The sequence below is a fragment of the uncultured Haliea sp. genome (genome assembly GCF_963973825.1).
Lineage (GTDB): Bacteria > Pseudomonadota > Gammaproteobacteria > Pseudomonadales > Halieaceae > Haliea.
The window spans coordinates 397,039-410,548 of sequence record NZ_CAXBAE010000001.1 but is presented as its reverse complement, the minus strand read 5'-3'; the positions used below and the strand labels follow the sequence as shown (position 1 = coordinate 410,548).

The 13,510-nt window shown below is 63.0% G+C and carries 14 protein-coding genes and 1 riboswitch; of the genes, 12 read left to right on the top strand and 2 right to left on the bottom strand.

Annotation, left to right across the window (positions count from 1 at the left end; genetic code table 11):
- Window positions 1-3: 3 nt before the first annotated feature.
- The gene (locus AACZ17_RS01890; protein WP_290744611.1) at window positions 4-2,103 is read right to left on the bottom strand and encodes a TonB-dependent receptor; all 2,100 of its coding nucleotides are present in this window, start codon (window positions 2,101-2,103) and stop codon (window positions 4-6) included.
- Window positions 2,104-2,153: 50 nt separating this feature from the next.
- A riboswitch (TPP riboswitch) is annotated at window positions 2,154-2,256 on the bottom strand.
- Window positions 2,257-2,396: 140 nt separating this feature from the next.
- On the opposite strand from AACZ17_RS01890, the gene AACZ17_RS01885 reads away from it, so the two are divergent.
- The 8 genes from AACZ17_RS01885 to sat all read left to right on the top strand — a co-directional run bounded on the left by AACZ17_RS01885 (window position 2,397) and on the right by sat (window position 9,687).
- Window positions 2,397-3,539 (top strand): GGDEF domain-containing protein, encoded by a 1,143-nt coding sequence (locus tag AACZ17_RS01885; RefSeq protein ID WP_290744609.1) that lies wholly within the window; start codon window positions 2,397-2,399, stop codon window positions 3,537-3,539.
- A 19-nt stretch (window positions 3,540-3,558) separates the two neighbouring features.
- Window positions 3,559-4,206, top strand: coding sequence for a carbonate dehydratase (gene can, locus AACZ17_RS01880; RefSeq protein WP_290744847.1), 648 nt, complete (start codon window positions 3,559-3,561; stop codon window positions 4,204-4,206).
- Window positions 4,207-4,281: 75 nt separating this feature from the next.
- The gene (locus AACZ17_RS01875) at window positions 4,282-5,214 is read left to right on the top strand and encodes an NAD(P)-dependent oxidoreductase (RefSeq protein ID WP_290744607.1); all 933 of its coding nucleotides are present in this window, start codon (window positions 4,282-4,284) and stop codon (window positions 5,212-5,214) included.
- 28 nt (window positions 5,215-5,242) lie between these two features.
- Window positions 5,243-5,419, top strand: coding sequence for a hypothetical protein (locus AACZ17_RS01870; RefSeq protein WP_290744605.1), 177 nt, complete (start codon window positions 5,243-5,245; stop codon window positions 5,417-5,419).
- Between the two features lie 20 nt (window positions 5,420-5,439).
- Window positions 5,440-6,630 (top strand): DUF1214 domain-containing protein, encoded by a 1,191-nt coding sequence (locus tag AACZ17_RS01865; protein ID WP_290744604.1) that lies wholly within the window; start codon window positions 5,440-5,442, stop codon window positions 6,628-6,630.
- On the top strand, window positions 6,627-7,805 hold the full coding sequence (locus tag AACZ17_RS01860; protein WP_290744602.1) for a sulfotransferase: 1,179 nt from the start codon (window positions 6,627-6,629) through the stop codon (window positions 7,803-7,805). Before AACZ17_RS01865 ends, AACZ17_RS01860 begins: the two co-directional genes overlap by 4 nt.
- Before the next feature lie 56 nt (window positions 7,806-7,861).
- Window positions 7,862-8,479, top strand: coding sequence for an adenylyl-sulfate kinase (gene cysC / locus AACZ17_RS01855; protein ID WP_290744600.1), 618 nt, complete (start codon window positions 7,862-7,864; stop codon window positions 8,477-8,479).
- Between the two features lie 26 nt (window positions 8,480-8,505).
- Window positions 8,506-9,687, top strand: coding sequence for a sulfate adenylyltransferase (gene sat, locus AACZ17_RS01850; RefSeq protein ID WP_290744598.1), 1,182 nt, complete (start codon window positions 8,506-8,508; stop codon window positions 9,685-9,687).
- Window positions 9,688-9,742: 55 nt separating this feature from the next.
- Here sat and AACZ17_RS01845 read toward each other — a convergent pair whose 3' ends face one another.
- Window positions 9,743-10,189: a TlpA disulfide reductase family protein gene (locus tag AACZ17_RS01845; RefSeq protein ID WP_290744596.1), complete on the bottom strand. Its 447-nt coding sequence runs from the start codon at window positions 10,187-10,189 to the stop codon at window positions 9,743-9,745.
- A gap of 137 nt (window positions 10,190-10,326) precedes the next feature.
- Between AACZ17_RS01845 and arsC the strand changes: the two genes are divergently transcribed.
- Genes arsC through sppA form a run of 4 tightly spaced genes read left to right on the top strand, consistent with a single transcriptional unit; the run spans window position 10,327 to window position 13,506 of the window.
- Window positions 10,327-10,677 carry an arsenate reductase (glutaredoxin) gene (gene arsC / locus AACZ17_RS01840; RefSeq protein WP_290744594.1) on the top strand — a complete coding sequence of 117 codons (351 nt, stop codon included), beginning with the start codon at window positions 10,327-10,329 and terminating at the stop codon, window positions 10,675-10,677.
- Window positions 10,677-11,282: an NAD(P)H:quinone oxidoreductase gene (gene wrbA / locus AACZ17_RS01835; protein ID WP_290744592.1), complete on the top strand. Its 606-nt coding sequence runs from the start codon at window positions 10,677-10,679 to the stop codon at window positions 11,280-11,282. The genes arsC and wrbA overlap by 1 nt, the downstream gene beginning before the upstream one ends.
- Entirely contained in the window at window positions 11,279-11,665 is a 387-nt protein-coding gene (locus AACZ17_RS01830) for a DUF2069 domain-containing protein (protein ID WP_290744591.1), read from the top strand. Before wrbA ends, AACZ17_RS01830 begins: the two co-directional genes overlap by 4 nt.
- Window positions 11,662-13,506 (top strand): signal peptide peptidase SppA, encoded by a 1,845-nt coding sequence (sppA, locus tag AACZ17_RS01825; RefSeq protein WP_290744589.1) that lies wholly within the window; start codon window positions 11,662-11,664, stop codon window positions 13,504-13,506. Before AACZ17_RS01830 ends, sppA begins: the two co-directional genes overlap by 4 nt.
- The last annotated feature ends 4 nt before the right edge of the window (window positions 13,507-13,510 follow it).

Genomic DNA, 13,510 nt, shown 5'->3' with positions numbered 1-13,510 from the left:
TGTCTAGAATTGATAGCTGGCCGTCAGGCCCACGCTGCGTGGTTCACCGAACTGGTAATAGGGTTCGACCGCATAGTCCTTGCGTGGGTCGTTCCCGAAGCTGCCGAAGCCGCGTGTCGCGTAGTCCCTGTCGGCCAGGTTGCGGGCCCAGAGGGCGACTTCCCAATCCGCTTCCACCCAGCCAAGGCGCAGGTGCACCAGTTCATAGGCCTCCGAGCGCAGGTCGTGGCGGTCAGAGAAATAGAAGCTGTCGCGGGCCTCGATGTCCACACGCGCATAGAGCTGCCGGGTGATCGCGAGGCGGCCGCCCAGCGCCGCCTGATAGCCCGGCGCATGGGCCTGCTCGCGCCCGGCGAGGTCGGTGCCATCTGCATTGATATAGCGGTCGAAGCTGGCTTCCAGCAGGCCGAGGTTGGCGTACAGCTCCAATGCCTCGTGTGCCAGCCAGTCGATTTCCAGCTCCAGTCCGTAGTTGTGCCCCCGGGCGGCATTGTTGGTGTAGTCTAGGAATGCGGTGCTGCCATCCTCGCGAGGCAGCACCAGGGAGCCTTTGACCTGCTGGTCATCCCGGTCCATGTAGAACAGGGCGAGACGTCCCTGCAGCCGTCCCTGCAGCGCTTCCGCCTTGTAACCGACCTCGTAGTTGAGCAGTGTCTCCTCGTCAAAGCGGCCCAGCCCCGCGAGCAGCGCCTGCTGGCCGGGGTCATTGGTGGCGCCTGCGCTGGCCAGAATACCGGCATTCACGCCGTTGCCGCGGTAGCCGCGGGAAATGCCGCCGTACCACAGCGCGCCGTCCGCAGGCTGGTACTCGAGCACCAGCCGCGCGCCCCAGAGGTTTTTGGCAACCCGCTCGGCCACGCCGTTATTGTCGGCATAGTCGGTGCGCCGTCGCTCCAGGCGCAGGCCGCTGGACAACGTCAGGTGGTCGGTGAGCCGCGTATCCAGCTGCCCGAACACGGCGCCTGTGTCCGTGTCGTAGCGGCTGTTGAAGGGCGCGTCGAGGTAGGTGTATTCGCGGTCCAGATCCTCGCGGTCACCCAGGTAGTAAACGCCCGCCGTCCAGTCACTGCGCCCCTCGAACAGTCGCGACTGTTCGTTGGAGAGCAAACGCAGCTGGCCGCTGAAACTGTCGCGGTCGCGGAGATAGCGGTCGAAGGAACAGTATTCCAGTTCCGGTGCAATGCCGATAAAGCTCCAGTCTTCGTCGAAACTGTACTCCGTGTCGCTGGTTGCGAGTGTAACCACGGTCTCGATGTCCAGTGCCGGGCGAGAGGCGGCCCAGGTGAGGCTGGCGGCGCTGGTGTCCTGGCGATCACGGCCGGGCTGATCAGACAGCGTGCGCCGCGTGTTATCCAGCGAGAAGGCATCGTAGCCGTTGTCGATGTCGGCCAGGGTTACGCTCAGGTCGACGGTGTCGGTGGCCGAGGCGAGCCAGCGCAGGCGGGCGCGTACGGTGGTCTCATCCCGTTCATTGGTGTCGTCCCGGCGCAGAAAGTCGTTGTCGTAGTAGCCGTCACTGCCGTACTGCTGCACGGCCACGCGGTACAAGAGTTGGTCACCGGCCAGCGGCCCGGTGCCGACAACCCCCAGTGCCTGCGTGTTGTAGTCCGCCACGGTGGCTTCCAGGCGCAATCCTGGGCTGCTCTCCGGAGCGGCGCTGCGAATGTTTACCAGCCCGGCGAGGGCGTTGGCGCCGTGCAGCGTACCCTGGGGGCCGCGCAGCACTTCAACCTGGGCAACGTCGAACAGCGTGCCAATCGCGCCCAGCCCACTGAAGTCGACACCGTCGATCAGCAGCCCCACTGACGCGTTGAGCGGTTCCTGGAACTGGCTGCGTTCGCCGATGCCGCGGATTTGGAAGAAGCGCGCGCGGGAGGCACCGCTGGCGTAGTTGAGGTTGGGGATGACGTTCAGCACCTCCTCCAGGTGCTGCGCAGCGCGTTCCCTCAGCGCAGCGCTGGTGAGTACCGTTGTTGATGCAGACTGGTTCAGCAGCGGTGTATCGCGCCACTCGGCAGTGACTACCACCTCCGTCAGCTCACGCGACAACGCCGGGGCCACGGCAAGCAGGCTTGCGGTCAACAGATAACAGGATTTTTTCATCGGGTTCTCCTTGAATTACAGCAAGAGAACCGGTTGGATATGCGGAATGAACAGGAGACAGGCACCTATCCCTACGCCGGTCCTAACCGGGTCAGGTTCGAAGGGTTTACCGCAGAGCGGTATCTCAGGCCGTAGCCACCCCCAGGTTCGCAACCGCGTCGATCTGGATGTAACACTTTGTTACATGGCAAGTCATCGCGTGTTTGCAACGCGAGTATAGGCCGCTTAAACTGAGTTGCCAATAATTCTGTCCATAACCGGGGCCCTGCGTCCTGCTAGCGGCGAGATACCGAATGTCGGATGAGTCTGTGTACGATGTGATCCCGGGTGAAGAGATCGAAGCAGCACCCGCACCAGCCAGCCCTGCTGAGGTGCGTGAACAGCGCATGACCGAAACCATCCAGTTGAACCGCTGGCTCGTTGACCAGGCGCGGCAGATGCAGCGCATGATGCTTGATGCCCCCGACCTTGAGGCGCTGCTTGAGGTGCTGCTGGTGAGCATGCCGCGGCACTTCGGTTTCAGGGTCGCGGAACTCTGGCTGTACGACCCGGAAAACGTACTGGCGAGCCTGATGACCTCGGGCCATCGCTACGGGCAGTACCTGCAGCTGCATCACGATGTGTTCGAAATGCAGGAGCTCTACGACATGGAGCCGGAGGTTATCCTCCTGGATGCGACCGACTCGCGCATGTTCGAAGTGCTGAAAACGGACCAGGGCATTCAGCATGCCCTGCTGGTTCCCCTGCTGGATTCCGGCAGGCTCCTCGGCAGCTATCACTGCGGGTTTGTCGAACGGCCCATGAAGACCACACCGGATGACGGTGCGGTGGTAACTCACCTGGCATCGGTGGTATCCCAGAGCTTCAAGAACGCGGTCAGCCGACAGCAGATTTCCCGCCTGACCATGCTGGATCCGCTGACCCAGATCAGTAACCTGCGCGGCTTCGAAAAGGATATCGCCCGTGAAATCGCCCGGGCACGGCGCGCCAATGAGGCGCTGTCGGTCCTGATGCTGGAGGTGGACGAGTTTGAGGAGCTGTATCGTCACTACGGGGAGATCACGGGCCGGTTTGTGCTGAAAAAGGTCACAGAGCGCGTTTCCTCCGGGCTGCGTGCCACCGACTATCTCGCGCGCCTGTCAGATTCCCGGCTGGCAGTGCTGCTCTCCGGTACCAGCGAGTCACCCGCCATTGATGTGGCGGAACGGATACGCCGGGACATAGAAAATTTCCTCATAGATGATGGCCGTGGAGCGGTGCTTCAGGTTACGCTTAGCCTTGGCCTTGTCACCTGGGAGCCCGAACAATACCCCGCCGTTGACATGGCGCAACTGGCCCGGCAAATGCAGAGTGCCGGTTCGAAAGCAGTGCAGAGCGCGGTTGCGGGGAACGGAAATCAACTCAAAGTCGGCCGCCTCTCTACCCTGATGATCTGATCCCGGAGACAGTGTGCCCTTGAGGAGTATCGACGACCTTTTCGAAAACAACCGTGCTTGGGCGCACTCCGTAAAAACCACTGATCCGGATTTTTTCGAGAAGCTGGCCAACCAGCAGAGCCCCGAATACCTCTGGATTGGCTGCTCTGACAGCCGCGTCCCCGCCAACCAGATCGTCGGCCTGCTGCCCGGCGAGGTGTTTGTGCACCGTAACGTTGCCAACATGGTGGTACACACGGATTTCAACTGCCTGACCGTGCTGCAGTACGCGGTGGATGTACTGCGGGTCAAACATGTGCTGGTGGTCGGACATTACAACTGCGGCGGTGTGCGTGCCGCCTACGAGAACCGTGACAACGGCCTGATCGACAATTGGCTGCGCAACATCAAGGACGTCCAGCAGCGCCACCGCCGGCGTATCGCGGCGCTGGAAAGCGACGAGGAACGGGTCAATCTGCTCTGTGAGCTCAACGTGGTAAGCCAGGTGTCAAACGTGTGTCACACCACCATCGTGCAGAACGCCTGGGCGCGCGGTCAGGGTCTGTCAGTGCATGGCTGGGTCTACAGCCTCAAGGACGGCCTGATCCAGGATCTGCAGTGTACCGTCAGCGGCCCGGAGCAGATCTCCGAGGTGTACCGCGTGCTGCCCGATCGCGACGAGCTCTGATCCCCCGAACGGGTGAGCCGTAACGCCCGGCAGCACGCTAGACTGAGGCCAGACAATTCCCCAAGGAGTCACGCCATGACCGTCGAGGCAGCACAGATCGCAGGCAGTAAAATCCTTATCACCGGCCCCACCGGGCAGGTGGCGGCGCCGGTGATTGACGCCTGGGCCGGCCAGGCCGAGTTGACTGCCCTGGCACGTTTCAGCGATCCGGCACAGCGTGCGGCGCTCGAGGGCAAGGGCGTTCGCTGCGTGGCGGTGGATCTTGCCGACCGCAACGGCTTGCGCGACCTGCCGGATGACTTCGACTACGTGCTGAACTTCGCCGTCGTGAAAACAGACAGCTTCGATTACGACCTCGCGGCGAATGCGGAGGGGCTGGGGCGACTCATGCTGCATTGCCGTGCCGCCAAGGCTTTCCTGCACCTGTCGTCGACAGCGGTGTACGAGTATGCCGGTCACGACCCGCGTGCCGAGGATGCGCCGCTGGGCGACAACCACCGCGCCATGTTTCCCACCTACAGCATCAGCAAGATTGCCGCAGAAACCGTCTGTCGTTTTGTCGCGCACCAATTCGGCATTCCCGCCACCATTGCGCGCCTCAGCGTGCCCTACGGCAACAACGGCGGCTGGCCCTGGTATCACCTGCTGATGATGGAGCAGGGGATGCCCATCGATGTGCACCCGGAACGACCGAACCTCTACAACCTGCTGCATACCGACGACTATATTGAAAAGCTGCCCCTGCTGCTGGGCGCCGCGAGCACCGACGTGACCACAGTCAACTTTGGCGGATCGCAGGCGGTGAGCATCGAGGACTGGTGCGCGTGGCTTGCGGAGCTGACCGGCCTGCAGCCGGAGTTTCGCGACAACCCCGCCGCATTCGGCAGTCTGGCGATTGACACTGCGCGCATGCACGAACTGATTGGCCCCACCCGGGTGGACTGGCGCGAGGGGGTACGCAATATGGTCGCCAGCCTGTCACCCCAGCTGCTGAAGCCCGGGGCCTGAGGGTCGCACAGAAACGGGGAGGTGGCGGGTGACGCAATTGCTGTTACTGCTGGTGCTGGTGTTCAGCGCCGTGGCGCTGATGGTGGTGCTGGGTGAGCGCTTTGCCCGTCCCCTGCCTCCAGAGCGGGTGCGCCAGCTGCAACGCTGGCTGTTGCCGCTGGTCGGCCTGATGCTGCTGCTGTCGCTCGCCAGCCAGTACTGGTAGTCAGGTCACCCTTGAGGGTGATGCGCACGGATCGAAAACACCGCACACTGCGCGTCGCAGATGCCAATTCCATGTTCACCACGGGGACCCTGATCATGTCGACGTCCGAGCTTGATGCGTTACGCAATGGCCAGCTTTGGGAAGACTTTTGTGAGAGTCTGAAAAGTGCCGGTGCGGAGATCCTGGCAGAGGGCGTGCCCGCTGACGATCTCAGCATCGCAGAGGGGTATCGCTACCTCACACGCCTGCTGCGATTGAGTCTGGAAAAACACCTCGAGTTCAGTGACCCGGCCTGTCCGCAGTTCTATTCCCTGTCGCATGAAACCGCCAAAATCGGCAATGACAACCCGGACAATTTTTACCAGAACTGCGCGGTAGACGGGCGCCACAGCTACCGTATTACCGGCAATGCAGGGCAGGTGGAATACCTGAGCATTGAAACCAAGGCCGGGTCCTTCGCCGGTCAGGGCGATATGGCTCCCACCGGTCACATCACCCTGGAGGATCTGGAACTTGGGCCCAATGGGGAATTCGAGCTGCTGGTCAGCGCGACCCCGCAACCCGGGAACTGGTTGCCCATGACAGAAGCCTCGGACAATATTCTGGTGCGCCAGACATTTCGCGACCGCGCGCGCGAGCCCAAGCTTGAACTGCGCATCGAGTGCCTGGACCAGCAGGCAGCCCCGGTGCTGGATCCGGCGGCGTTTGCCAGCCAGTTGCAGCGTGTCGTCCCCTTCGTGAACGGTACCGCGGGCCTGTTCCGCAACTGGATGCTGGGCTTTGCCGGGCATATCAACGCCTTGCCGCCCAATGACCAGCAGATGTGCCTGCGGGCGGGCGGCGACCCTGCGATCTTCTACCACAACAGCTACTGGCAGCTGGCCCCGGAAGAAGCGCTGCTGATTGAATTTGTGCCGCCCCGGGACTGCCGCACCTGGAACTTCCAGCTGTCGAATTTCTGGATGGAGTCGCTGGACTACCGCTTCCATCGTATCCACATCAATCGCAGCAGTGCCCGCTACGAAGCGGACGGCAGTGTGCGCATTGTGGTGGCGGGCAGCAATCCGGGCGGCGCATTCCCCAACTGGCTGACGACCGCGGGTCATGAGTGTGGCGCCATGCTGTTGCGCTATGTCGAGGCATCGGATCATCCTCCGGTGCGCACGCGTGTCGTGGCGCTGGAGACCTTAATCGCAGGAGAGGTGGAATGAGCATGACGGAACTGACGCTGGATGCAGATGCACTGGTCGCTGCGGCCAGGGCGGTGGACGGGCTTGAAGACTTTGGTGACGACAGCTACCGCGAGCCCCTGGAAAGGCTCTTGTGGTCGCTGGTGCACGAGGCAGACCTGAATGCGATCGGCCGCCCGGCAATGGCCCAGCGCATGCTGGATATCCTGTCGACCCGGCTGCGCGTGCAGGAGTGGCTGCGGCGCCACCCGGAAATCCGCGACGAGCAGATTGTTGAGCCGCTGGTGATTGTCGGTCTGCCCCGCACCGGGACCACGATGCTGCACCGGACCATCGCCGCTGATAACCGCATGTACGCCCCGTTGTGGTATGAAACACGTTTTCCCTGCCCGGATCTCGATTGGGACTTCACCGCTGCAGGTGACCGCCGTATTCTCGACGCCAAGGCGGAAGTGAAGATGATGGTCGACAGCAACCCCGACCTGCTGTCTGTACACCCGCTGGATGCCATGGAGCCCGACGAGGACATCATGCTGCTGGAGCAGTCCTTCTACAGCTTCAACATCCAGGCGCTGGCGAATGTGCCCAGTTTCGATGCCTCGGTCGAGGCCCAGGACCACACCATTGGCTATGAGTACCTGAAGCTGCTTTTGCAGTTCCTGCAGTGGCAGAAGAAATGTAGCGGGCAGCGCGGCGAACGCTGGGCACTCAAGGCGCCGCATCACCTGCACTACATGGACCTGGTGTTTCGCATCTTCCCGGATGCCCGCGTGGTACAATCCCACCGTGACCCGGTCGAGACCATTCCGTCGCTGGCCAGCATGATCGCCAATGTGTGGAAAGTGTATTCCGACTCCGCCGACCCGGTGGCAGTAGGGCAGCAGTGGGCCCGCAAGTTCGCCAAGGGCATGCAGCACACTATCGATGTGCGCCGTGAGATGGGCCCCGAGCGGTTCCTGGACCTCTGGTTCAAGGACACGGTCAGCCAGCCAATGGTGGAGATCGGCCGCGTCTACGACTTCCTCGGTATGGACCTGACCCCCGAAGCGAGTGTCGAAATGTCGCGCTGGCAGGACTCCAACCGGCGTGAGCTGCGCCCTGCGCACGCCTACACACTGGACCAGTTCGGCCTGACCGAAGAGGGCCTGAAGGCGCAATTCAAGGGCTACCGGGAAGCCTTTATCCTGGATAAGTGAACATCGTCGCCGGGGTGCCCGGCGGCTAACCTGAACCACTGCACGAGAGAGCACACATGGCAGAGCAAAAAGCGACCAATGTCCATTGGCACGAGGGTGACATCACCCGAGAACACCGCGAGAAACTGTTGGGTCACAAAGGGGCCACGCTGTGGTTCACCGGGCTGTCCGGCAGCGGCAAGAGTACGGTGGCGGTAGAACTGGAGGGGCGCCTGAATGAAATGGGCGTGCTCGCCTATCGGCTGGATGGTGACAACGTGCGCCTGGGCATCAACCGTAACCTCGGTTTCAGCGCGGACGACCGCACCGAAAATATCCGTCGCATCGGGGAAATCTCCAAGCTGTTTGTGGACTGCGGCATCGTCACCCTGAGCAGCTTTATCAGCCCCTACGCCAGTGATCGGAACCAGGTGCGCGAGTTACACGAGGCAGCGGGCATGGATTTCATCGAGATCTTTGTGGACTGTTCCCTGGAAGCCGCGGAAGCGCGTGATCCCAAGGGCCTGTACAAGAAGGCGCGCAGGGGTGAAATCAAGAACTTCACGGGCATCGATGACCCCTACGAGGCCCCGTTCAAGCCCGAAGTGCATTTGCACTCGGACCAGCAAACGCTGACCGAAGAGGTGGATACCATCATCGCCCTGCTGCGCGAGCGCGGCATCATCAAGTCCTGATTACCCTACCCCGAACGGAGACGAACATGATCAAGCCACACGGCTCAGACGAGCTGCAACCTCTCTATGTCGCTGACGATGCCCGTCGCGAGGCGCTGCTGAAGGAGGCGGAGCAGCTGCCGTCGCTGCTGCTCAATTCAGCGGCCGCGGCCAATGCGGTCATGCTGGGCGCTGGTTACTTCAACCCCCTGAACGGCTACATGAATCTGGCTGACAGCCTCAGCGTGGCGGAGAAGCTGCAAACCGTCGACGGCCTGTTCTGGCCGGTGCCCATTGTCAACCTGACCGAGGCAACGGACATCCAGCCCGGCACGCGTATCGCGCTGCGCGACCCCAATACCGAGGGCAACCCGGTGCTTGCCGTGATGGAGGTGGACGCGGTGGAGTCGGTGTCCGACGCGCAGATCGACTTTATCGCGGAGAAAGTGTTCCGCACACTGGACCCCTCGCATCCCGGCGTTGCGACCTTCAAGTCGCTGGGCCGCACCCTGCTGTCCGGCCCGATTGAGGTGCTGAATTTTTCCTACTTCCCCGGCGAGTTCCCCGACACCTTCCGCACCGCCGTGGAGATTCGCGCCGAAATCGCCTCCCGCGGCTGGAACAAGGTCGTCGCCTTCCAGACCCGTAACCCCATGCACCGTGCGCACGAGGAACTGTGCCGCATGGCGATGGAGGACCTGCATGCGGATGGCATTCTCATCCACATGCTGTTGGGCAAGCTCAAGCCGGGTGATATTCCCGCAGACGTGCGCGATGCGGCGATCCGGAAAATGGTGGATGTCTATTTCCCGCCGAACACTGTGATGGTCACGGGTTACGGCTTTGACATGCTGTATGCCGGCCCGCGCGAGGCGGTACTGCACGCAGTCTTCCGCCAGAACTGCGGCTGCACGCACCTGATTGTGGGGCGCGACCACGCCGGCGTAGGCGACTACTATGGCGGCTTTGACGCGCAGACCATCTTTGACGAGGAGGTACCGGCAGGTGCCCTGGAGCTGGAAATCTACCGCGCCGACCACACGGCTTACAGCAAGAAGCTGGACCGCGTTGTCATGATGCGCGACGCGCCGGATCACAGCCCGGAGGACTTCGTGCTGCTTTCGGGTACGCGGGTGCGCGAAATGCTCGGCAACGGCATCGCCCCGCCGCCCGAGTTCTCCCGGCCGGAAGTGGCCAGGATACTCATGGATTACTACCAGAGCCTGTAGTCACGGCAGGGTCGGCGCGTTCTGCGCCGGCCCACGCCTGCCGCTACCCCACCGTTTACTTCTCGGCCTGGCTGGCGCGGTGCACCGTCACCGCCAGCAGCGACTCCAGCGTTTGTGGCCCGACCAACGTATCCAGCAATTCTCCCGCGGGGTTGATGATCAGCGTGGTGGGGAGGACGTTGGGTCGGTCCAGTCCGAGGAGGCCGGCCGGATCTTCACCCAGCGTTTCGAACTGAACCTGCAGCGCGTCGAGCTGGGCTTGTAAGGCGTCGCCAGTGGCACCGTCATAGTTCACGCCGAGCACGGTTACGCTCTCGTAATCGCTGTCCAGTGCGTTCAGTTCCGGTATCTCCTTGATGCAGGGCTTGCACCATTCGGCCCAGTAATTGATGACCACCCACTGGCCCCGCAGGCCTTGCAGCAGGTCCGCGTTGCTTTCCGGTGCGGATGGCTGGCACGCGGTCAGGGTTAACAGTAGCAGGGTCAGGCAGGCGCTTCTCACGTCCGGGTTGCTCCTTGTTGATTGGCAGAATCAGTGGAAAAAATGGCTTGGCGCGCGCAGTATGCCACGATTGCATGGCGGCGCGGCGTCCAGCCCTTTTGCTATAATGTACGCTTTTTGTCCCCGGGGAGTTTTCCGTGAGCGAGTTTCAGATCTATCACAACCCACGCTGTTCCAAGTCCCGCGCGGCACTCGCCCTGTTGCGGGAGCATGGCGTAGAGCCCGATGTGATTGCCTATCTGGATCAGCCGCCCAGTGCCGCGGCGCTCAAGCGCCTGCTGAAAAAGCTGGCGGTACCGGCCAGCGGGCTGCTGCGTCGCGGAGAGCCGGAATTCAAGTCGGCTGGTTTGCACTCGGGCAGTAGCGAAGCCGAGATTCTCGCCGCCATGGCTGCGTATCCCAAGCTGATTGAACGGCCGGTGGTAGTGCGCGGTGAGCGCGCCGTGATCGGCCGGCCCCCGGAGAACGTGCTGGCGCTGCTCGACTGATGGCCGACCCCTACGTACTGGTGCTGTATTACAGTCGCCACGGCGCCACTGCGGCCATGGCCACCCAGGTGGCGCGCGGGGCGGAGTCGGTTGCCGGCATCACCGCACGGGTGCGCACGGTGCCGTCGATATCGGCCAGCTGCGAGGCCATCGAGGATGTGATCCCCGCCGACGGCCCGCTGTATTGTGAGCTTGAGGAACTCGGCGAGTGCGCCGGGCTGGTGATGGGTAGCCCCACGCGCTTCGGCAACATGGCCGCGCCCCTGAAGTACTTCCTGGATCAAAGCTCGGGCCTGTGGTTGAGCGGTGCATTGATCGACAAGCCGGCCGCGGTCTTCACCTCGACCTCCAGCCTGCACGGCGGTCAGGAGTCTACCCTGCTCAGCATGTTGCTGCCCCTGCTGCATCACGGGATGGTGGCCGCAGGCCTGCCATACAGTGAGCCGGGACTGATGACGGCAACCAGCGGCGGAACGCCCTACGGTGCCTCCCACTGGGCCGGTGCCGACAACCAGAAGCGCCTCGACCCGCAGGAAGCCGCGCTGTGTCGCGCACTGGGCGCACGTGTTGCGCGGCTGTCCCTGGCTCTGGAGGCAGCGCGATGACCCCTGTGCAACGCCAGGGCCCAAGTCTCTGGCTGTGGCGCGCCACGTGGTTGAGCTGGGGCACTCTGTTTGGCCAGACGGCGCTTTCCCTGGCATTCACCCAGCCGCCCTGGATTATCTGGTTGGGAAGCCTGCTGCCCCTGAGCCTGTTTCTTTACGGGATGTGGCACGACCGCCTGCGCAGCTTCATCTGGTTGTGCTTTGTGTCCCTGCTCTACTTTATCGCGCTGGTGGAGCGCCTGTTTGCAACGCCGGCGGCGCCATTGCCGTGGGTCGGCATGGTCGCCGTCGTTGTACTGTTCTGTAGCGCCATGCTGTACGTGCGCTGGCGCGCCCGTGAGCTGCACACAGCCCGCGAAACCTCCCCGGAGTCATCGTCATGAGTCGCCCATCGCCCATTCGCCGCCTTTTTTCCGCACTCTGGCGCGGATTGACCTGGTTTCGCCTGGCGCTGTCGAACCTGCTGTTTCTTGCCTTTCTGGTCTTTATCTACGTGCTGTATTTCAGCGGCGGGCCACCGCCGCAGCCGGAAAAGGCGGCGCTGTTGCTGAACCTCGGGGGCACACTGGTTGACGAGAAGTCGGAGGTCAGCCCGCTGCAGGCGCTGGCGGGTGAGCCTTCCCCTGCGGAGCGCGAAATCGTCCTGCGCGATGTGCTTGACGCCATACAGGAGGCCGCCCGGGACCCGGCCATCACCGCACTGGTCATGGAGCTCGACTTTCTGGTGTCGGCGGGGATCAGCAAAAGTCTGGAAATCGCCGCAGCTATCGATACCTTCAAGGCGACCGGCAAGCCGGTCATTGCCGTCGGCGACTACTTCACGCAGGACCAGTATCTGCTTGCCAGCCAGGCGGACGAGGTGATTCTGCACCCCATGGGCGCCGTGCCCCTCGAGGGATTCGCGAGTTACCGCAACCATTTCCGGCAGGCCCTGGACAAGGCACTGGTCACCATGCATGTGTTCTATGCCGGGGAGCACAAGTCGATGGCCGAGCCGTTTCTGCGTGACGACATGTCCGAGGGAGAGAAAGCCATCACCCTGGCCTGGCTTGAAGACCTCTGGCGGGAATATGTCACCGTGGTTGAAAGCCGCCGCAACCTGCCCCCTGGCAGCCTCGACAGCTACATCAACCGCTATGCCGAGCACCTGACGGCCGCCGGTGGCAATTCCGCCCGGGTGGCCCAGGAGCAGGGGCTGGTGGATACGCTGTTGTCCCGCGCCGATGCCAACGACTACCTGATTGAGCGGGTTGGGGCAGAGGACGATGAGGGTTTCTACGAGGCGGTGTTCTTCGAGTCCTATATCAACAGCAAGCGTCCCGTTGCCTTCACCCAGCGCACGGAAGACCGCGTGGCAGTGGTCACCGCCGAAGGTAACATGATGTCCGGTGAGCAGCCGCCGGGCACCATTGGGGGCGACTCCCTGTCCAGGCTGTTGCGCCAGGCTGCCGAGCAGCCGGGGGTCAAGGCGCTGGTGCTCAGGGTGAATACTGGCGGTGGCAGCGTGCTGGCCGCCGAGCGCATTCGGCAGACCATTGCCCGCATTCGTGAGGCCGGCACGCCGGTGGTGATTTCCATGGGCGCCATCGCCGCCTCGGGCGGTTATTACATCGCCGCCGAGGCCGATGAGATCTGGGCCACACCAACAACGATTACCGGCAGTATCGGAGTGTTCGCCGCCTTTCCCACGTTCGAGCGGCTGCTGGAGCGCATCGGAGTCACTACGGACGGTGTGGGTACCACAGAGCTGGCGGGGTCGCTGCGGCTTGATCGACCGCTCAATCCGCAGGTCGCGGAAACCCTCGCCAGCGGCGTGGACTTCACCTACCGTGAGTTCCTGCAGCTGGTGGCGAGTGGCCGTGGCCTGTCCGAGGAGGCGGTGCAGGCGGCTGCGGGTGGTCGGGTGTGGAGTGCCGCCGACGCCCAGGTGCTGGGCCTGATTGACGAGCTGGGTTCACTGCGGGAAGCGATTGCCGCGGCGGCCGAGCTGGGTGGACTGGACCCGCAGCGTCACCCGGTGGAATACGTACAGCAGCCCCTGTCGCCGCGTGACATGCTGCTCCGGCAACTGGCGTCGCGGGTGGGGGTGAGCGGTTTGCTTCCCGGGCTGGATGCCGGCATGCAGCAGCTGCTGCAGCCTGTGGCCACTGCAGCCCGCACGCTCACCGAACTGAACGACCCGGCGCACCTCTACATGCGCTGCGTCGGCTGTGCCGCGCCCTGACCGT